Source organism: Pedobacter terrae, assembly GCF_900100705.1.
Classification (GTDB): domain Bacteria; phylum Bacteroidota; class Bacteroidia; order Sphingobacteriales; family Sphingobacteriaceae; genus Pedobacter; species Pedobacter terrae.
The window spans coordinates 136292-157368 of the sequence record NZ_FNCH01000008.1; the positions used below are offsets into that span (position 1 = coordinate 136292).

The 21077-nt window shown below is 36.6% G+C and carries 17 protein-coding genes; 12 read left to right on the top strand and 5 right to left on the bottom strand.

From position 1 onward, the window contains the following. Window positions 1-54: 54 nt before the first annotated feature. Entirely contained in the window at window positions 55-462 is a 408-nt protein-coding gene (locus tag BLR60_RS12055; protein ID WP_090500118.1) for an EVE domain-containing protein, read from the bottom strand. 426 nt (window positions 463-888) lie between these two features. Between BLR60_RS12055 and BLR60_RS12060 the strand changes: the two genes are divergently transcribed. The 11 genes from BLR60_RS12060 (at window position 889) to BLR60_RS12115 (ending at window position 13036) form a co-directional block, all read left to right on the top strand. Continuing rightward, window positions 889-2055: an AAA family ATPase gene (locus BLR60_RS12060; protein WP_090500120.1), complete on the top strand. Its 1167-nt coding sequence runs from the start codon at window positions 889-891 to the stop codon at window positions 2053-2055. After that, window positions 2056-3096 (top strand): DUF4435 domain-containing protein, encoded by a 1041-nt coding sequence (locus tag BLR60_RS12065; RefSeq protein ID WP_090500123.1) that lies wholly within the window; start codon window positions 2056-2058, stop codon window positions 3094-3096. It abuts the gene before it with no gap. Beyond that, entirely contained in the window at window positions 3083-4963 is a 1881-nt protein-coding gene (locus BLR60_RS12070) for a DUF262 domain-containing protein (RefSeq protein ID WP_090500125.1), read from the top strand. The genes BLR60_RS12065 and BLR60_RS12070 overlap by 14 nt, the downstream gene beginning before the upstream one ends. Window positions 4964-5997: 1034 nt before the next feature. After that, complete coding sequence (locus BLR60_RS12080) at window positions 5998-6543, top strand: REP-associated tyrosine transposase (RefSeq protein ID WP_090500128.1); 546 nt, start codon at window positions 5998-6000, stop codon at window positions 6541-6543. Window positions 6544-6870: 327 nt separating this feature from the next. Beyond that, on the top strand, window positions 6871-7416 hold the full coding sequence (locus BLR60_RS12085) for a transposase (protein ID WP_090500131.1): 546 nt from the start codon (window positions 6871-6873) through the stop codon (window positions 7414-7416). A gap of 145 nt (window positions 7417-7561) precedes the next feature. After that, entirely contained in the window at window positions 7562-8494 is a 933-nt protein-coding gene (locus BLR60_RS12090) for a hypothetical protein (protein WP_090500132.1), read from the top strand. A gap of 1050 nt (window positions 8495-9544) precedes the next feature. Continuing rightward, a complete protein-coding gene (locus BLR60_RS12095; RefSeq protein WP_090500134.1) occupies window positions 9545-10081 on the top strand; it encodes a hypothetical protein in 537 nt (178 codons plus the stop codon). A 374-nt stretch (window positions 10082-10455) separates the two neighbouring features. Beyond that, window positions 10456-10923: a hypothetical protein gene (locus tag BLR60_RS12100; RefSeq protein ID WP_090500135.1), complete on the top strand. Its 468-nt coding sequence runs from the start codon at window positions 10456-10458 to the stop codon at window positions 10921-10923. Then, window positions 10913-11464 (top strand): hypothetical protein, encoded by a 552-nt coding sequence (locus tag BLR60_RS12105; RefSeq protein ID WP_090500137.1) that lies wholly within the window; start codon window positions 10913-10915, stop codon window positions 11462-11464. Before BLR60_RS12100 ends, BLR60_RS12105 begins: the two co-directional genes overlap by 11 nt. 177 nt (window positions 11465-11641) lie before the next feature. Beyond that, window positions 11642-12346 (top strand): hypothetical protein, encoded by a 705-nt coding sequence (locus BLR60_RS12110; protein WP_090500139.1) that lies wholly within the window; start codon window positions 11642-11644, stop codon window positions 12344-12346. A 54-nt stretch (window positions 12347-12400) separates the two neighbouring features. Continuing rightward, window positions 12401-13036: a hypothetical protein gene (locus tag BLR60_RS12115; protein WP_090500141.1), complete on the top strand. Its 636-nt coding sequence runs from the start codon at window positions 12401-12403 to the stop codon at window positions 13034-13036. A 638-nt stretch (window positions 13037-13674) separates the two neighbouring features. Here the strand turns inward: BLR60_RS12115 and BLR60_RS12120 are convergent. Next, window positions 13675-14667: a helix-turn-helix domain-containing protein gene (locus BLR60_RS12120; protein WP_090500143.1), complete on the bottom strand. Its 993-nt coding sequence runs from the start codon at window positions 14665-14667 to the stop codon at window positions 13675-13677. Window positions 14668-14824: 157 nt separating this feature from the next. On the opposite strand from BLR60_RS12120, the gene BLR60_RS12125 reads away from it, so the two are divergent. Beyond that, window positions 14825-15445: a class I SAM-dependent methyltransferase gene (locus BLR60_RS12125; protein WP_090500145.1), complete on the top strand. Its 621-nt coding sequence runs from the start codon at window positions 14825-14827 to the stop codon at window positions 15443-15445. A 1307-nt stretch (window positions 15446-16752) separates the two neighbouring features. Here BLR60_RS12125 and BLR60_RS12130 read toward each other — a convergent pair. From BLR60_RS12130 to holA, 3 genes are all read right to left on the bottom strand, one after another. Further along, on the bottom strand, window positions 16753-18780 hold the full coding sequence (locus BLR60_RS12130; RefSeq protein ID WP_090500147.1) for a plastocyanin/azurin family copper-binding protein: 2028 nt from the start codon (window positions 18778-18780) through the stop codon (window positions 16753-16755). A gap of 7 nt (window positions 18781-18787) precedes the next feature. After that, window positions 18788-19522 (bottom strand): hypothetical protein, encoded by a 735-nt coding sequence (locus BLR60_RS12135; protein ID WP_143009071.1) that lies wholly within the window; start codon window positions 19520-19522, stop codon window positions 18788-18790. A 351-nt stretch (window positions 19523-19873) separates the two neighbouring features. Further along, window positions 19874-20893, bottom strand: coding sequence for a DNA polymerase III subunit delta (holA, locus tag BLR60_RS12140; protein ID WP_090500150.1), 1020 nt, complete (start codon window positions 20891-20893; stop codon window positions 19874-19876). Between the last annotated feature and the right edge of the window lie 184 nt (window positions 20894-21077).

Here is a 21077-nt window from a genome sequence, read left to right on the forward strand (position 1 = left end):
GAAAACTCTCTACTCCAAACTCTCAACTCCAAACTAAAAATTCCCAACTCCAAACTAATCAACGCTCATTTCCAATATCTTATCAAATTCAGTAGCCTTAAGTGGCATTACCGATAAACGCCCCTGCCTGATTAACGAAATATCAGCCAAACTGGGTTCAGCTTTAATCTGTTCTAAAGAAACCGGGTTCTTCAACGTTTCTACCGGAGCCAAATCAACCACCACCCAATTGGTATCATCAGTGGTGGGGTCCTGGTAAAATTCTTTTACTACTTTGGCAATACCCACCACGTTTTTACCCTCGTTGCTATGGTAAAAAAGCACCAAATCGCCCTCTTTCATGGCTTTCAGATTATTCCTGGCCTGGTAATTACGCACGCCATCCCAAAAGGTACGGCCATCTTCATTAAATTTTTCCCAACTGTATTTAAAAGGCTCTGATTTTACTAACCAATGGTTCATGCTATTTTGTATTTATTTTGATTTTTACCCTCAAAACTAAGAAAAGGGAATGGATTAGGAAATAGGTTGGAGAGATAAGCTATCCATCAATAAGATAATATACTTACTTATGTGTAATTATGGTTTCCCGTATCTTATATTTAGATTATTAATATAAATTCGTAAAGATTTCTGATAAAACATAAATATAATTATTACTAGTGCAAATCTTACTGTTTAGGCTAGCCGGCTTAATGACTTGTTTTTTCATTATTAATCTTGATAAAACTAACAAAACACAAGTCTTGCCAAAATTTAAGTCTATGAGCGCTAAGACTCGCACTAGAAGTGCGATAAAAATGCCGAATTATTTAAACCAAATTGTTTTGAATAAATTATATTTGTTGGAAAACCATATCTAAATTAACGCAGTAGGGATAACTTTTTATGAAAATTCAAAAAATTGCTATATATGGGCTAAATAATATTCAGGTAATTGAAATACCAATAAAAGATAACAAGTTGATATTAATCGCTGAAAATGGAGCAGGTAAAACAACCATACTTCGTATGATTTTTTTATTCCTATCTAAAAATTGGCTCAAATTAAGCGAGTACAATTTTGACAAAATGACTATTACCATTGACGATATATCTCATTCAATTGATAAAAGTTCCTTAATAAAAGATAAGATTACAAAACAGGATTTACATGAGGAAATTAAGAAATATCCATTATATAAGAACTTTTTAACTGAAGTTTTTAAAAACTATAGTGTGGAGGATCTTTTAAAAAACACTTACTTAATCGGAGATATCGAGAATAAATATGATATTCCTACAAGTATTTTACTATCCATACTAGATAGCTTAAAAAAACTAGGATTCGATGAAAATTTATATTTATGGAATTATAATATTTTGTATTTGCCCACTTACAGAAGGATAGAAAGAAAATTCAGATCATTATATGGCGATTTAAGCAAAAGATTACAACAGCATTTAAGGCGAATCGTCCCTGAGATTGAAACAATTATTAATCAAGAAACAGAGGAAAATGATGGTGTTAGTGCTCTTGAAAATGACTTACTATCCTTGTTTGATGATTTATGGTCTGTAAGAGACAATGAAAAGTGGATTAGAAAAAAAGATAGTTGTTCTCAAGTTGAATTAGTTGAATTTGGGATGGATGATGTTAAATATCGTATATCTGATTATTTGACTAATAAAAATATTGAGAAAAAGTATTTTGATATATATCTTTCAGTATGTAATAGATATTTGGGAGATAAAAAGCAGTTAATATTAACTTCTCACGGAACTTCATTACAAGTTCTATCTTTGAAAGATCAGAAAGCGCTACCTTTAGACTGTCTGTCTGCAGGTGAAAAGCAAATAATTTCACTTTTCAGCCATTTGCTTCTAGATCGCGATACTATAGTAATATTTGACGAACCAGAAATTTCAATCTCTATGAAATGGCAAGAAATGTTACTTGAAGACATAAGTAAGTTCGATCCTCTAGGTCTAATCACTGCAACTCATTCACCTTTTATAGTGACAGATTCCTTTAGAGAATATACTCATGGACTAAACGAATTTATATCTGAGTAAATGACAACTGAAGATTTTTTCGATAAAAAATTTAAAATTTTACCTCGTGCCTCAAATCTTTCATTAAAGCAGGCCTACAGTCGATCAGGTAATGATTTGCATGTATATGTTGAAGATAGAGATGATTTCGAATTTTACAGAACTTGGATAAAATACATTTATAGGGATTATTTGATTAAACCATACTATCAAAAAGGAAAGAGCAATGTCTTAAAAGCATATAAGGAAGTTGATTGGAGCAAATATAGTAAGTCAAAGGTTTTGTTTTTCATGGATAAAGATTATGATGATGTTTTAAAGAGAGAAATTGATAATGATGAAAACATCTTCTACACAAAGTATTACTCCATTGAAAATTATTTGATTAACAACGAGGCTCTAGAAATTATTTTCACTAACTTCCATAATATTGATACAGAAAAAATAATGAGTTTTTTGATTGATGAATTTAATAAATCCTATGATATATTCGTAAAGTTTATTGATGCAATTACTCCATTTATTTTAATTTACAGAGAAACACAGGCGCATTTAGTGTTGAAAGATTTAAAATTGCCTTCATTCGTCTCATTTTTTGACTTAGAGTTAGTCTATAAACGTTACGCCGAAAAATATGATCACCAAAGAATTACTAAGGCGGCTTCAAGCACGAAAAGGGAGAAGGCATCGTTACGTGAGTTAACACTATTATCCTCATTGAATAAACAGTGTGAAGCAGATATATCCCACTTCAAGTTCTCAAAACTGATGAGTTTCAAGAAAAAACTTAAGGCGATAAATGATCCAAAAATCTATATAAGAGGTAAATTTGAGCTATGGTTTCTCCTTCAATATTTGGATAATATTGAAAAAGCACTTTACAAACAATTTGCTAAACCTAATAAGGAAGCATTATTTGGGAATAAGGTTTCTTATCCAAAGCGTAAAACAGTCTTAAATGAATCAAATATTTTTGATATCCTTGCAAACAAGTTAACTATGCCACAAGATATCAGTGACTTCTTGAATAATAATTATAACAAAGTAAATGTTTACAATTAAAGAAATCTTCGGAAATAAGTTATTTAGAATACCTGACTATCAACGTGGTTATTCTTGGGAGAAGTCTCATCTCGATGACTTTTGGCAAGATATATTGAATTTGCAATATGATAAAGTTCACTATACAGGAATGATTAGTGTCGAAGCGGTTGATGAGAAGGAATATTCAAAGTGGACTGATGATGAATGGTTAATACGAGGTAAAGGTGATGTTCCTTACTTTATTGTGGATGGACAACAAAGATTAACTACGATAATTATATTGATTTGGGTGATAGCTGACAGGCTTGAACAAGGAATGCAAATAAGTTATGAGAATAAGCAAAACATTCACGAAAAATATATCGTCACTATAAATGAAGCTGAAAATAAGAAGTCATATTTATTTGGTTACCATAAAGATAATCCCAGTTATGAATTTCTTAAACAGGAAATTTTTGAACAAAAGGGAAATTCTGATTCTATTTTAGAGGAAACAGCATACACAAATAACTTGTTATATGCTAAAAAATACTTTACAGACAAGATTAAAAGATATTCAACAAATGATTTAAGCATTCTATATGATAAAGTTACCAAAAGGTTAAAATTTGATTTTAGAATTCTTGAAAAAGAGTTAGATATATTTATTGTTTTCGAAACAATGAACAATCGTGGTAAACCGTTGTCTAATCTTGAAAAGCTTAAAAATAGGCTTATCTATCTTTCAACACTATTAAAAGACGGCGATGAGCATTTAAGATTAGAGTTAAGAGAGAATATTAACACTCATTGGAAAATTATTTATAAGTATCTAGGTTTAAATAAAGAAAGAAGACTTGATGATGATTCATTTCTGCAAAATCATTGGATCATGTTCAAGCGATACGAACGAAGAGAGCCTGAATTTTATGCAACTGATCTTTTTGAGAAATATTTCACGTCCCAAAATGTTCTCTCCGGCGCTGAAAATTTCGACACAATTACCAAATATATCACCAGTATATCGGAAAGCGCCAAACAATGGTTTGTGATGAATAACCCATCTCATAGCCATGCTTATGAACTTGCATCCTCTAGAGGAGTGTTAGAATGGCTTGAAAAGATCAACAGACTGGGTTTCAAATCGTTTGCACCATTAGTTATGGGCTCCTTAGTAAAGGAAAAAGATAGTCTCAAACTTATTCGATTGTTTAAAGCCATTGAAGCATATATATTTCTAATTTTTGACGTATCATTTAGACGTTCTAATACTGGGACTTACCACTTTTACGCGAAGGCTAGTGAGTTATATAATTCAGAGATTGATCTTGATGCTGTAATTGACGATATAGATTATTGGAGTTATGGAAATGAAGATTACAAAGGGTATTACGATATAAATAGTTTTTATGCATATTTGAAAGATTTGTTTTCAAGAGAGCATGGTAATGGTTATTTTGATTGGAAGTATCTAAGATATTTTCTTTATGAATACGAACTCTATTTACAGAATGATTCTGGCAAAGAACTTAAAGGTTGGGCAGAACTCAATTCAGTTCAATACATTTATCCTCCAAATCCTAGCAATGCTTGCTGGAAGATGCAGTTTAAGAGGTTTAATAAACAAGAACGTAAAAATATACAAGGAAGTCTAGGTAATTTTATGCTGTCTTATTCACGTTCCATTAATCAAGACTTATGTTTTGACGAAAAGAGAACTTTTTATTCTGAGTTCGCTAATTCAAAAGCATTATTTGAAATTGACGAATGGAATGAAACTACCATTTTAGCAAGAGGATTAGATATGCTAAATTTCATGGAGAAAAGGTGGAATATAATTATTGGCACTGATGAATATAAGCAGAAACTCTTGTTTATGGAATTTGACGACATATTACTTCTCTGATAAAATTTATCATTGCAATTAATTCTACAATAGACCAAATAATCTGCCTTGGATAAACATGTAAGTTATGGTTTAGTTGAAGAAACTAGATCAACCATATATATGTATGAAATATTGGGATAAAAGTCCCTTACCATGTGCATTTGATACTGGCAAATTAAAAATTGGCAACTGCCAGCTAAAGCTAACCTACCTGCAACGTCTGAACTATCGATTGCAACGTTTGAACTATCGACTGCAACGTTGGAACTATCGACTGCAACTTTGGAACTATCGACCGCAACGTTGGAACTGTCGACTGCAACGTTGGAACTGTCGACTGCAACGTTGGAACCGTCGACTGCAACGTTGGAACTATCGACTGCAACGTTGGAACTATCGACTGCAACGTTGGAACTGTCGACCGCAACGTTGGAACTATCGACCGCAACGTTGGAACTATCGAACGCAACGTTTGAACTGTCGACCGCAACGTTGGAACTGTCGACCGCAACGTTGGAACTATCGAACGCAACGTCTGAACTATCGACTGCAAGTATAGAACTGCGAACTGCAAATTAAAAATTGGCAACTGCCAGCTAAAACTAACCTACCCTTGCTGGCGCACGCGTGCCGCGTGTGCATTTGATACTGGTGCATTAATACGGGTGCATCTTAATATATTTCATTCGCGGTAAACGCCCCCTGCTAGCGCACGCGTGCCGCGTGTGCAATATAATTCAGCAATTCACACGCTCGTTTATTTAAGAGGTCGTATTTTATCGGTCCCTTAAATAAAAGTATAGCAGAAGGAAATCCTTTACGAGTAAAGTTATTTATAGTCGATATTCAAGCGTATCGAAATATTTAAGAAAGTACAATTTTATTTTCGGTCATTTTCTTATATTGTAAATTACAATAACCTCTATAAATAAAACCATTATCTGTCCCCCTACCCAGCTAAAATGGTTAATTCATGCTGTATTTTTATAAAAAATAAAGCGTAAAAACTTTATAACTAGCGCCGGTGTGTCACATATGAAAAACCTAAAGAAATGAGTCGTAAATATAAATTCTACAATAAAGAAGGTTTATACTTTGTAAGTTTTGCAACAGTATATTGGATAGATATATTTGTACGCCATTTATATTGCGATATTATCGTAAACAGTTTAATTTACTGCAAGAACAAGCTGGGTTTGGAACTCTATTGTTGGTGCATTATGCCAAGTCACATACATTTAATTTTTAGTGCAAAAAATCATAATCCAGATATTTTATTGGGCAGAATAAAAGAATATACTTCCAAAGAAATTGTAAAAGCAATTAAAGAGAACAGCCAGGAAAGTAGAAAAGAATGGTTGTTGTGGATGTTTGAGCGGGCAGGCTTAAAAAGCAGTAATGTTAAAGAATATCAATTTTGGCAGCACAACAATAAGCCAATAGAGTTGTGGAGTACGACTGTTATTGAGCAAAAGGCAGATTACCTGCACGATAATCCGGTAGTGGCAGGTTTTGTTGACGAGGCCTGGCATTGGAAATATAGCAGTGCAATAGACTATAGTGGAGGCAAGGGGTTGATAGAATTAGATGAACTGTAAAGCAGATATAGAAATGCACACGCGGCACGCGTGCGCTAGCGAGGGAAGTATTTCATCGGTCTCTTAAATAAAAGTATAGCAAAAGGAAATCCTTTACGGGTAAAGTTATTTATAGTCGATATTCAAGCGTATCGAAATATTTAAGAAAGTACAATTTTGTTTTCGGTCATTTTCTTATATTGTAAATTACAATAACCTCTATAAATAAAACCATTATCTGTCCCCCTACCCAGCTAAAATGGTTAATTCATGCTGTATTTTTATAAAAAAAAAGCGTAAAAACTTTATAACTAGCACAGGTGTGTCAAATGTGAAAAACCTAAAGAAATGAGTCGTAAATATAAATTCTACAATAAAGATGGTTTATACTTTGTAAGTTTTGCAACAGTATATTGGATAGATATATTTGTACGGCATTTATATTGCGATATTATCGTAAACAGTTTAATTTACTGCAAGAACAAGCTGGGTTTGGAACTCTATTGTTGGTGTATCATGCCAAGTCACATCCATTTAATATTTAGTTCAAAAAATCATAATCCAGATATTTTATTGGGCAGAATAAAAGAATATACTTCCAAAGAAATTGTAAAAGCAATTAAAGAGAACAGCCAGGAAAGTAGAAAAGAATGGTTGTTGTGGATGTTTGAGCGGGCAGGCTTAAAAAGCAGTAATGTTAAAGGATATCAATTTTGGCAGCACAACAATAAGCCAATAGAGTTGTGGAGTATGGCTGTTATTGAGCAAAAGGCAGATTACCTGCACGATAATCCGTTAGTGGCAGGCTTTGTTAACGAGGCCTGGCATTGGAAATATAGCAGTGCAATAGACTATAGTAGAGGTAAGGGGTTGATAGAATTAGATGACCTGTAAAGCAGATATAGAAATGCACACGCGACACGCGTGCGCTAGCGAGGGGAGTATTTACGGTTTCCCTTATTACTAAAGTAAAATACTATCTATCTTAGCCTAAATACATCTAGTTAACTACTCTAATGCTATGATTATAAACTTTCGCATGAAATATTACATTTTAACTGCACTAATTGCATTTATCATAAGCAGTTGTAGAAATCCTGATTCAACAGCAGAAAACAAAAGAAAAGATCAACCTAGCTCTCAAACTAAAGGAAAGTTCTATTCTGTTGATAAAGCTTCGTTTATTTTAAGTTTACCAGAAGAGTTTGCGCCGAAAGTAATTGACAGTATAAATTCATCGCCCATCCACAATGAATATTGCCTACTAGCTACCAAATATAAATTATCAGTCATTGAAACCAAAGGCAATTGGTCTAAAGTCAAGGTGGTAGCACCTGACTGGCTAACAAAAACATACATAGGATGGATACATACGAAAAGTCTAACAGAATACCACGAGCAAGTTTATAAACCGTCTGAACCTAAATCAATAAATAGTAATAAGCCTTTAATAAAGACTCAGTTCGACGAATCTGACATTTTAAAAGTTAAAATAAGTAATGCGATTAAAGATGTAAACCGAGGTGATGATATATCTAGCGTTGATCTTACATCTTTAAAAGGGATTAATACTGCTTTATCGATATTTAAGATCTATGCACAGCTTGTAAGCGATGGTAATGCAAGTTCGGATAAAGAAATTTTGATACTTGCAAAGCAACTAAAAAACAAATGTATAGCCTCACAATTGAAGAATTTCCCCAAGATTAGAAGAGCATACTACAAACTTACAAAAGATCAACTCTGGGAACTTGATATCGATGTAACTATCAGTGGTAAAAGTAATTCAATACTGATATTTACTGGTGGTTACTTTGCCGCAAATGCTAACATCAAGCAAACACAAGAAGCATTACATGGGATGCTAGACAGCCTACGATTCAAGCAAACCCAATACAGATGGTATAAGGGCCAAGAAGAGTATACATATTATATAATTAAGTCGAATAGTGATAGTGTGTTAATCGATTAAATTTTAATAGCCACGAGTTAATCTGATAGTTGGTTAGTTTTAAATCAAAGCCTTTGCTGGCGCACGCGTGCCGCGTGTGCATTTGATGCATCCTAATCTCTGTTTCACACGCGACACGCGTGCGCCAGCGCATGAGCATAGAACTATCAACTGCAAGCATAAACCTACCAACTGCAAGTATAATGTTGTTAACTGCGCTCATAGAACTACCAACTGCAAGTATAGAACTATGAACTGAAAGCATAGAGCCATCGACTGCAACGTCTGAACTGTCGACTGCAACGTTGGAACTGTCGACCGCAACGTTTGAACTATTGACCGCAACGTTGGAACTGTCGATTGCAACGTTGGAACTATCGACCGCAACGTTGGAACTGTCGACCGCAACGTTGGAACTGTCGATTGCAACGTTGGAACTATCGACCGCAACGTTTGAACTAACGACCGCAACGTTTGAACTGTCGACTGCAACGTCTGAACTGTCGACTGCAAGTATAGAACTGCGAACTGCAAGTATATAACTGCGAACTGCAAATTAAAAATTGGCAACTGCCAGCTAAAACTAACCTGCCTCTCCGATAAAGTTGTTAACTGCGTTAATAGAGCTGTCAATTGCAAGGATAAACCTCCGAACTGCAAGTATAGAACCGTGAACTGCAAGGATAAATCTGCCAGCTGCAAGTTTAATGTTTCTAACTGCAAGTATAAACCTATCAACTGCAAGCATAAACCTACTAACTGCAAGTATAATGTTGTTAACTGCGCTGATAGAACTGTTAACTGCAAGTATAGAACTACTAACTGCTGTAAAGAACTGCCATTATTTATGCGCCATTTGGCCAACAATATTTTGTAGATTGGCTTATTTTATTTATCTTGCTTATGCAAATCGATAATCAATAAAGTTCTAACATAACAGAGACGGTATAAGCAAATCATTTTTTTAACAATATTACTTAGGGGAGCGTTTTAGAAACGCATTTTCAATTGATCTCTGTATGGAGTTGATTGTCGGTTTGCAGCCCCTAAGTATACTTTTTTAACAATGTTATGCAAACCGACAATTGTAAAAACCCAGACACACAGCTCCCAAATGAGGTAGCAGCTGTAACCGAGTTCCGGAAACTGATTGAAGCCTATTTCGATATGATTAGTTTATCGGATGTGAATCAACTTCTTACCGAAATGCTCAGCGCCTGTACCGGCCCCGATCCGCGTTCAGGTAAACACAAGCCCATTACCATTGCCAATACCCTTTACGATGTAAACAACATTATCAAGCTATTGAGCAAAGCAAAACTTTTGGCCAATGAAAGCACCTTTAAGCAATATGTCCAAAACCAGGCTGATCAATTGTTAGCCGTGGACCATTTCGATGTAGAACACCTTTCAGAGCTTTTATACTACGGTTTAAATGCTTACATTTTTCAGGAAGAAGATTTTGAGGGTGCAAGCCTAAATTTTTCAGCCGAAATTACCGCTGCCTATAAAATAATTTTTGATTGGTTAGCTGCTTGCGATGCCTGGTGTAATGCTTTTGAGCATGATGAATGTAATGAAACGATCCATTTAGCAGCCACAGCATAAACGTTCAAATTTTAACTGGCCATTTACCTTTATACAGCTATGAGGGGCCACTCCCCTCCTTTTTAAGGAGGGGTGCCCAAAGGGCGGGGGGTTATGGTTTTTAACCACAGATGCACACAGATCAACACAGATTTTTATAGCTGTGTGCATCATTTTTATCTATGGTAAACTAATTTTGATTCCTGGCGCAAGTCTTAATGTCTAAGCTAGTGGCAGGATGAATTGTTACTTGATTATTAATCTTTAAATTCTGCGAAAACACAAGTCAGGCCAGTGCTCAAGGCAATACGCGCTAAGAATTGCGCTAAAAATGAATAATTACACAAAAAAAAGTTTACATTTCAAGTAAACTTTTTGGTATATTTGAAATAACAATGTATGTAATAAATGAAAGCACAGGTCAAAAACATACTGTAATCGTCAGCCAAATTGATGCAGCCGAGATTGCGCAGATCAATAAAACAAAACGGTTTGCTTTCAACTGGAACAAAGAGAAGCACTTTAGTGTTTACAAACTAACGTTAGAAGACTCCGCAGAACCAATAGGCATGTTATCAATAGCACAAAGACCTGACGATTACGCATTAGAGATCAGACTTCTCGCCTCATCACATGAAAATGTAGGTCCTGACAAAATTTATAGCAGGATTGCAGGTTGCCTGATTTCCTATGCCTGTAGAGAATCTTTTAAACTGGGTTATCACGGCTTTGTATGCCTCAAACCTAAAACTAAACTGGAAACCCATTATATCAAAAGATATGGATTACAGTCAACTAAACTATACCTGGTAACGGAAGGAACAAATTCAATAAAATTGATAAAGGAATATTATGAAAACTAATAAGAACAGAAAAGAAATCCAGGAGTTAACGTTTTCAAAATTTACCGATCAGGAACTTGCAGATGCCTATATATTTCCTTCAGAAGAGCTACAAAATGCTCAGGAAAAAGATGCGGAAAAGGACTTTTGGATAAATAGGAGAAAACAGTTCGAGAACAAAAGTGAGAATGAAAAAATGTACAATAGACTGCTACAGCTTAAGTTCCAGCTTGAAGACTATATCGGTAGCAGCCAATATCATAAAGCATTTAACTTCGGTTATTTTCTAAATGAATACGTTAATAGACAAGATAAAAAAGACAAACAGTTCGCTATTGAGGTCGATGTTACCCCTGCTGTACTCAGCCAGTATATTAACAATCACCGAAAGCCCAAAGATGAATTTGTGATCAGACTCGAATTACATTCAGGAGGCATGATTCCTGCAATCAGCTGGTTTAAAGTTTTGCAAAAAGATAAAGAGCACGATATCATTACCAATCAAAAATTAAGGCTGGAAGAAAGTAAACATGTAAAAAACAGACTCGAATTCGCCTATTGATTTTAAAGATAAACGAATCAAATCTGATTTGGATCTTACGCCCTTACTAGTCATTACTAGCACAGGTATTATTTTCTAGGCTAGCGGGGGTACTAAAAAATTGCCTTAATAGTTTGTAATGCTAAATTTTGATTAGAATCTATTCAAAAAAAGTAAAATTATTCCTAATCTTTCCAAATGACAATCGACGAACTAACCCTCGAAGTTCTAGCAGACAGAGCCTTATCTCAATTTGATAGTAAGAAACTGGTAACATGGGCAGTTAATGTTTTAGAGTTGGGTTACGAAAACGAGAATTTATTTATTCTTGCAGGCTTAGACTTCGATTCGACAGAAGAGCGTGAATATTATTTTTGGAAAACTATTACAGATTTAAAGTTAAACGTTGCGAAAACAGAAGATGAGTTGTTTGAAAAATATGCACTGGCGATTATCAATAGCGCGATAGATAAAAAGATCAGTATTGAATATGCTTTTCAACAAATGAATAAAATAATTTCAGCAAGCAGATTTGACAGTAAATACATCGCCTTTTACGAAATAAATGAAGACCTGGAATACCTAAAGTATGAGAATAAGACGATATATAATTCTGGCCTAACTATCGAAAATGCAAACGAATTGATATTTGAAGAGTTTAGGATTTTTGCCATAATGGAAGATTTAAAAATTCCACAAGAATTAAGAAATAAGTGTTATTGTGAGCGATGCAAAAAGCTTGATATCTTAATCATTAGGGATAAATTTCAACTCAGAAGACCTTTCAGATACAGAGTTTGGGCTTGTAGTACTTGTGGCTCTACCAAATTCAAATACAACAATGATCACGAGGTGAAATGGCTCATAATCGATGAGTATAAAAAAAGCAGGTTAAATACCTAAAAATAAAACATCACGTCTCATTTATCGCAATACTAAAACCATAAAACTGCACAAATGATCTCAACAAAAAATCTCAGTTTACTTCCAGACAGAAAAACACTGGAAGCTATTTGTAAAGCCATTTCAGTTTTAGACGCAATAATCTGTCAGGAATGGCAGTACCGCTATTATTCATTTAATTCAGAATGGGATACCAATGAACAGTGTTTGCAAATGCGAAATGGTTCAGGTGAAGAAATGCATATACTATTTCTAGACAATGGCTGTGTAATAAATGGCTTTGCACATGAATATAAACAACAGGATAAGACTAAATTGACCGCAGATTTGCCTTCAATTTTTAATGAATTTATTTATGGAGAGCCCGTGGCATCACTCGGTACTACATTTTGCATATGGACCACTGAACCTAAAAACTGGCAAGTTGGCCAACTTGAAAATATTGAAGATCATTCAGAAGAAATGTTGAGCATATTTGATGGAAATCCTCAGACTTATGTGGATTGGGCAACAGATTATTTTGAAGGAAGTTACAAAGAAAGTGGAATCCCTCTTGAAACCGTATCAAAAATTTATAATGGACAAACACTTACGAAAGAAATGGTTTTATCAATTGTTGAGGAACTGGGAGATTGGCAACAACTTGAAACTGATCTGAAAGAAATCAACTATCCTTATCACTTTGAATAGCAGAAAAATTCTTATAAATGAGCGAAGCGCAAAAAAGATTATACGTGTCTGTCCATAGAGTTCCGAAGGGCTCTACGGATTAATAATAGGAAAGAGTCTGTGACTCGTTTTAATTGAGTTTATAAACTCAATATTATTCTTGTATCCGTAGAGACGCTACGGACAGAGCGGAGGAGAATTTTATTTTAAGGAAAGTTTAGGCATTATGCTAACTTGCTTTGAAATAGCACAGCCCCTACCGAAGCACGCCCGTCAATCCCAAGGGCCAGAAGAATCAAAAAAACAGTAGCACAACAGCACAAATGGCACCATCAAACCTCAAACGCAGTGGTTTTGTGGTTCATGTTTGCAAAAACTTTAACCTACCCTTAACTAACAAACCCCAAAGGGCTCAATCAGACCAAAGAAACTAGCCAACACACCTGATTAAACAAAGTGCCGCTGTTTTTTTGATGTGTATTGGGTTTGTGTAAAAGGCCCCTTGCCGGATTGACAAAGCGCTTTGGGTACTTTGGCGCGACAAAATGCGCAGCATTCTTGAGCACAATTAAAAAAGCAAACAACTGCGAAAAACTACCATGCCCCGCAGCATAGAGCGGGAGAAGAACCACAATATACCGTATTAATCAACACCAATCTTAACCTTTCAACTTACCCGGTGTTACCGCAAATTTCTTTCTAAAGGCGTTGCTAAAGTGTTGTACAGAAGAATAACCGAGCATAAAGGCGACAGATTTTATGGAAATACCATCCAGTAGTAGCTCTTTTGCATGGTTAAGCCTGTAATCACTCAGGTAACCGAATATGCTGTTATCAAACACCCCTTTAAAGCCTTGTTTAAGTTTAAATTCATTAATGCCGCATATTTTAGCCAGTTCTGCAACCGATGGTGGCTGGTGGATATTCTGGATCAGGTAATCTCTGGCCTGATAAATGCATTCACGATCATAATTAGAAGATAAAGCAGCTGGCTGTTTTTGGGAAATGCTCCGTTCAAAAGCTTCGGCCTGGAGTACCAGTAACTCAATACATTTCGACTCGATAAACAGATGCTTCAATCCTTCAGGATAATCACAATCGAGAATATCTCTGATGCAGTGCTGCATAGGCCATGAAATAGGCAGGTTATGGTCGCCCAGCTGCATGTAATATCCGGTATCAATATGATCCGCCAAAACCTGTAATGCTTTGGTAGAGTGCTCTGCCAGTTGCAAAAACTTTTCTTTAGCAAAATGAACCTCAAAAAAGCGATAACATTGGCCCGTATCATATTGGCCTGTACCATCCAACTCAGGCATGTAAATGATGTTTTGTTGGTTGGAATTAAAGATGTATTGCTGCTTGTTTATGCGGTTAAAAATAGTACCACTGCCAGAAAGCGTAAAACGCATCTTAATCATATCAGGTACTTCATTGGTTGGGCTAAAGTACATCTGCTGCTGTTTAAACAGGATATCGCCGTACACCATGTAAATGCCAGGAATATTGATCTGTATAAATTCGGCATCGCTAAAAGAAAAACTGTATTTATTCTTTTTTTTTGTAACCAATCCGTTCTCAACACGAAGATCATCAAAGCTACCCCCTACGTTTTTCCAGGCACCATAATTCTTACCAACATTGATTCCCATAAGCGCAATGATCACAAAAAAAGCCGAAATAACATGAAGGGATTATCCACAATTCTATTTTTTGCAAAAGAAAATCCTTTTGATGTAAAAGTGTAAAACAGCTATTTTTCAATTTTGCACAAATTGCGAAATACCGCAAGAGATTAAACGTTTTATTATGGACGAGCAAGAAGACCAAAACACCTTAACCCTAAAATTAAAAACTGACGTTCTCCCACCAAAAAACACGCTAATTTTTAAACTTTTACAAGATTTACCTTTAAAAAAGAAAGAAAATGTACTGGAAATCGGTCCTATAGACACCGAACACCTCTCCTATCTGTTCCAAAAAGCAAGGAATATTAACTATACGGGTACTTATCTTGCAGAAACCGGAATAAAAAATGAGCTTTCCACTTATAAAACCAATGGCAATACGGTAGATTTTGCTAAAATAACAGATAATGAGTTCGATTTACAGGACAATTTCTTCGATTGGTGTTTTACAGCCAATACCATTTATTTCTGGCCGGATCCTTTAAAATATCTATCTGAAAGCTACCGAGTATTAAAATCAGGCGGAAAAATGAACCTTGCCTTTGTTGAAAAAAACTTTGGCGCCCACCTGCCCTGGACACAGTTTGATTTTACATTTTATGAAATTAATGAAGTTAAAAGCCTTTTCAAGCAATCGGGATTTACAAAAATTGAAGTAAAGAAAATGACAGAAACGATCATGGATCAAAACGGAAAGGAAATCAACAAACCGTTTATCATGGTATCAGGCCAGAAAAAATAGTTGATCTGGTGATATTTACATCCTGATGGAAGCCCAATTTCATTAAGTTGAGGGATAAATAGCAAAGATGTCTTCGACTACGCTGTCAATGAAAGATTTACAAAATCCCCGTCATTTCGACTGAAGCGCAGCGAAATGGAGAAATCTTTGAACTGGAATTGCAATAAATCCTTAAACTATGTTAAAAGATTTCTCTCCGCCTGTACGGGCAGGCACTGCGGTCGTGACGTCCCTTGTATATCTGTCATCAACACGCCGATGTATTTGAAAAATTCTAACCTATATCATTGACAGACTCCAATAGAATGGTCGTCATCGACCGGAGCAACGCGAAGTGGAGAGATCTATCTAGACAGATTTCTCGACTGCGTTACACTCCGCTCGAAATGACGACCCTAGAGTCTGTCCGTAGCGTTCCGAAGGACGCTACGGATTAATAATAGAAGAGTCTGTGACCCATTTTAATTGAGTTTATAAACTTAATTTAATTCTTATATCCATAGTAACGCTATGCTTAAAGCTACACAGCGCGGAATAAAAATCCGGACCGCCGTTTATTGTTTCTTCAACCTGGTTCGCTCCGACACCGTTATACCCCAACAATACTTTAAGATAACCTCCACTTTACCTTTTATTCCGCTATTATTGACCTGTCGATCTAAAGCGAGTCAAATCTTTGACCTACCTGATCTCCAACAGCAGCATCACTCAACCAAAGCAAGGGTTAAGCAGTGTGCATGCAGGGGTAAGGCAAGCCTGGCCGGAAGGTGGCATAAACGTGGGGTAAATGTGGCGTAAAGGTGGACTTTGGAATATTTTTCTTGGAGATTTTTAATCAGACGGATTGATTTGAGTTATCATCACTTTTGATTAACCTAATATAAAAAAATATGGTGAAATGGGCAAAAAAAGAGCTTTGTAGTTTTTGGTACGGGCAGCAGAAATACAATTTGTTCGTGTCTGTCCATAGCGTTTCGAAGGGCTCTACTGATTAATAATAGAAAAGAGTCTGTGACTCGTTAATTGAGTTTGTAAACTCAATTTATTCTTGTATCCATAGAGATGCTATACTTAGCGCTACGGGAGAGCGGGATTTACAGCTAAATTTTTTAGATAATATCCCACGAAAGATCGTCATCCCCAACTTGATTGGGGATCTTAATGCAAACGTTTTAAGATTAGCTTCGCTGAGCACTTCGTGGATCCCGCGTGCGCAAGAATGACGACCGCAATAGTGGATTCTGTTTCGCATTAAATTAAAACGGCTCACTCAAGCGAATGAGTAAGCCTCTTTTCTCTTAGCAATATTATTTCACCACCTTAATCTGCCCTTTCATCACCATATAATGACCCGGATAGGTACAAATAAAAGGATATACACCAGGTTTGTTAGGCACGGTAAAATAAACCGTATCTGATTTTCCGGGCTGTAACAATGAAGTATAAGCCAATACATTAGGTGATGCCGGAACAAAATCATACTTTTCGCCATCAAGACCCATTTTCAAGGCCATTTCTCCTACTGCATTACCTGATGCCGGCGCAGTGAGCACGAAATTGTGCAACATATCATCAACATTTTTAAAGGTTAGTTTTACTTTGGTACCAGCCTTTAGGGTAATATTGGTGATGTCGAATTTCAAACCTGGCTTGGTGCCGAGCACAATCGTTTTATCTGGTCCTTTAGTCCAGGTTTCGGGCTGTTGCGTAACATGTTTTGTCACATCAGTATTGCCTTTAACCGCGCCACCCGCTGCAGGCATATTGCCCATTTGGTGATGATCCATACCTTCCATATGGTGTGCCGCCTGAGCGTTGCCTGTCGGTTTATTTTCGTCAGTTAGCGCCAGCTTTTCTCCATCCGGAATTTTGTTCATGGTATAATATCCGTAATTGTGCAACAAAGGGATACTGCCATTTTCAGCCCGCAATCCTTCCATTTTGATTTCGTGGATGTAGCCTTCTTTCAAACTATCCAATACCAACCGTACCTTTTTATGATCAGGAGAAACCACTATCGCTTTAATACTACGCGCCGATTGATTAATTACCGGACTACCATAAATGTGGTGGTATTTATAAGTAAAAGTAGAAAGTTGATAAGCACCGGCATCGCGGGCTGTTTTTTCATCAACGGGCATGGTAAACTCCACCTCGAAACCATCGGGCTGGGCCTTTACCGTTTGCACCTCAAAGGGCATAATACCCGACCAGGTTAAACGCTGCAGTCCATACTCGGCTTTGCCTGTCGATGACCATCCTCTCGAAGTCATCCCCACCAGCATACTGCCATCCGATCCCCAGTTCATCCTGAGGATACCCGAAGAAAATCCCCTGCGGAATGGAAATACCACACCCTGATACACTCCTTTAACTTTTTCTAAAAATACCCTGTTGATATTACTTTGCGATTGGTCGCCCACAAAAAGCTGCCCTTTAAAAGGCCCCATATTCCCATTATCAGTATAATTAAGAATACCCGATGTGGAGTTGCCCATAATGGAATGCGGAATCCATACTGCAGGCGTTTTTAATCCAGGCACTCTTTTGGCCACCTCGAATTCAGGTTCTCCGGTATCAGGAACATCCTTTTTGTGAAGCTTAACCGGTGAGCCAGGCTCATCTGACCATATTAAGCCGGCAGGATTACCTACAAAATCGCCTTCTTCTACGTGGGTAATGCTGCCCGAGCCTACCCAGTCGCCCTGGTTTTCGGCATAAAATATTTCACCGTCGTTATTCAGGGCCATTGCTGCAGGCGATCGGAAACCGGTTGCGAAAGGTTTTAACTTAAAATCAGGTGTAAATTTAAGCATCCAGCCATGCCATTTAGATAAACTGGCGCCGTAACCAATCCAGCCCAAATTAAGTGTAACTACCATGTTGCCATCTTTATCCAACATCGGACCATATGCATATTCGTGGTAATTGCCCGATAAAGGCCACGAATACATCGTGCGGTATTCATCAGCTTCGCCATCTCCATCAAGATCGCGTAGCCTTGTAATTTCAGCGCGTTGCGTAAGGTAAATATCTCCTTTGATGTAATTTAAGCCTAATATTTCGTGCATGCCATGCGCAAATAAACGATATTTGGGCTGTTGTCCGTCTTTGATATACGGATTGGTGATTATCCAAACTTCGCCTTTACGGGTAGCTACTGCCAGCTCATCGTTAGGTAAGAAAGTCATTCCCCCCACTTCAAGTGCGATTTCCTTTGGAATGGGAACGGTTACGATAGGATAAATTTGTTTTTCAGTTTGTGTTTGTGCTTTAACTGTTACCAGACCAGTGCCCAGCAACAAAAGAGACAATAAGTATGTTGATTTTTTCATGTCTTGATTACCAGGTGATGGAATAGGTTAACGAATCGGTAGCATTAACCAGTTGTACCAGCAGTTCTTTACCCTTTTGGGTTTTCCTGATGAAAGCTTTTGCACCATCAGCTACTTTTATGGTATAGGCTTTTTCGCCAACAATATAACTATTGCTTTTATGTGCCTCGATATTTGCCCCAACTGCAATACGACAATAAAGTGGTTGCTGGCTATTTTTGATAATAATGGTACGACTGAGTCCTGCTCCACCATCTAAAACGCTTATTTTATCGCTTACATCGGCACCGTTAGCCGTATATAAAAACGTAGGCATTTTGCTTTTATCTAAAATGTAGCCCTGGGTTTGCAGATCGTCAAAAGCAATAGAATCTGGCCATGCGGCATCCTTGTCTGCAAGTGATGCAAGGGCTTGTGCTGAAGAAAGTGGTAGAACCGTACCTAAAGGTTTAGCTAATTGAGGTTCTCCCCTATCTTCCCACATTTCTCTGGCATCTATAAAATCTCCACGCCATACCTCCAGCAAAGCCCCCTGTTTTAAATCGTAAGCGTAATTTACCTTTTCTGGCGTACCTACAGAAATGACATGGGTACGTTTTTTCCCTTCAAACATCAGGAAGCTTCGCAATAAATAAGGTTTGGTTGTTGCATTGATGAGGTAAGGATTGGCATTTTGTGCCATAGAATAAGTTGCGCAGCTGGTTAGGAGTGCCAGGCAGCACATCATTCGTTTGTAGATCATAATTTTGATTTGGTTAAAGCGCAACAAAACAATCGGTTGCATAACAAATATATCATTAGCAGATCAGTTTACAAAAACAATCCTTCACAAAACACCCAATAAGTTAATTTACAGCTAATTAATGTTAAATTTAAATAAGACAAACGATAGCATAACCAGACCATAAACTAGTAAAACCTTTTACTATAAACGTATAAATTTAACTTAATAAATAACTAGGTTTTACTTTTTAGGTAAGGGCAAATTCACCACCTGGCAGTGAGCAGAAAAAGCAAAGGTCTGTTACCAAGATTTAGCACATAGGATTCCCTGGTATGCTTGAGTAATGATTAAAGAATTGGTTCGTGATGCTTAATGAACAATCTTAAACACCAGTTCTTTCAAGAGTTCTCCATCATCAACATTCCCGGTACTATCTAATCCTTTACTTTTTAAATCGTATTCGCGAAGTAAACCGATTACCTGGAAAACTTTGCCTGTATTGTAATTTCTGGCCGCTACCTCATAATCTTTAATGAAAAATGGGGGTACGCCCAAAGCTGATGCCGCATCGGCTTTATTCGGGATATAATGATATTTGAGGAGTTTAGTAAAATAACCACCTAAATTGGCCAAAACCATTACGGTTGGATTGGCTTTTGGGTTGCTGGCGAAGTAATTGATAATTTTATTACATTTTAACACATCTCTGATGGCCAGTGCTTTCTGTAATTCGAAAACGTTATATTCTTTACTAATGCCGATGTTTTTCTGAACCAGATCGGTATTGATGGTTACTTCTTTAGAAACATTCAGCATCAATTTTTCGATCTCGTTGGCAATTTTGGAAAGATCTGTGCCTAAATACTCAGCCATTAACGCTGATGCTTGCTGATCGATCTTGTAACCTTTATCTTTTACAAATTCTTCAATCCAGGGTACCAGCTTATAATCGCGAACAGGATCTGACTGAAAAATCAGTCCGCTTTTATTGATGGCTTTATAGATTTTTTTACGTTTATCAAAGTTGGCATATTTATAAGCCAGCACCAGAATGGTACTGGGAAGCGGTTTTTCGAAGTAGTTGAGTACAAATTCTCCTTCTTTTGAACTGTCTTCCTTACCCCACTTTAAATCCTGCGCTTCTTTAACAATGACTACCTGATAATCAGACATCATGGGATAACGCTTTGCAGCACCCAAAACCGTCGCCATATCGGTATCTTTTCCATACAAAACGGTTTGGTTGAAACCTTTTTCAGCATCGTTCAGCAGTTTATCTTCAATATAATCGGTTATCTGATCGATATAGTAAGATTCCTCACCATGTAGTAAATACACAGGCTTGAACTTTCGGGCTTTGATATCTTTAATAATTTCGGCAGCAGTCATTGCCTGTAAAATTACAATTTAGGTTTAAGGATTTGGTAAATGTTTATAAATTAAGAGATGTGAGAGGATAGATGTGAGATTTGAGACTGGATTTGAAAAAGTAGATATTAGATTTGAGACATTAGATTAGAGACTTCATCGCATAGCACAAAATTAACTAACTTTGAAGCTGCAAAAATTGATA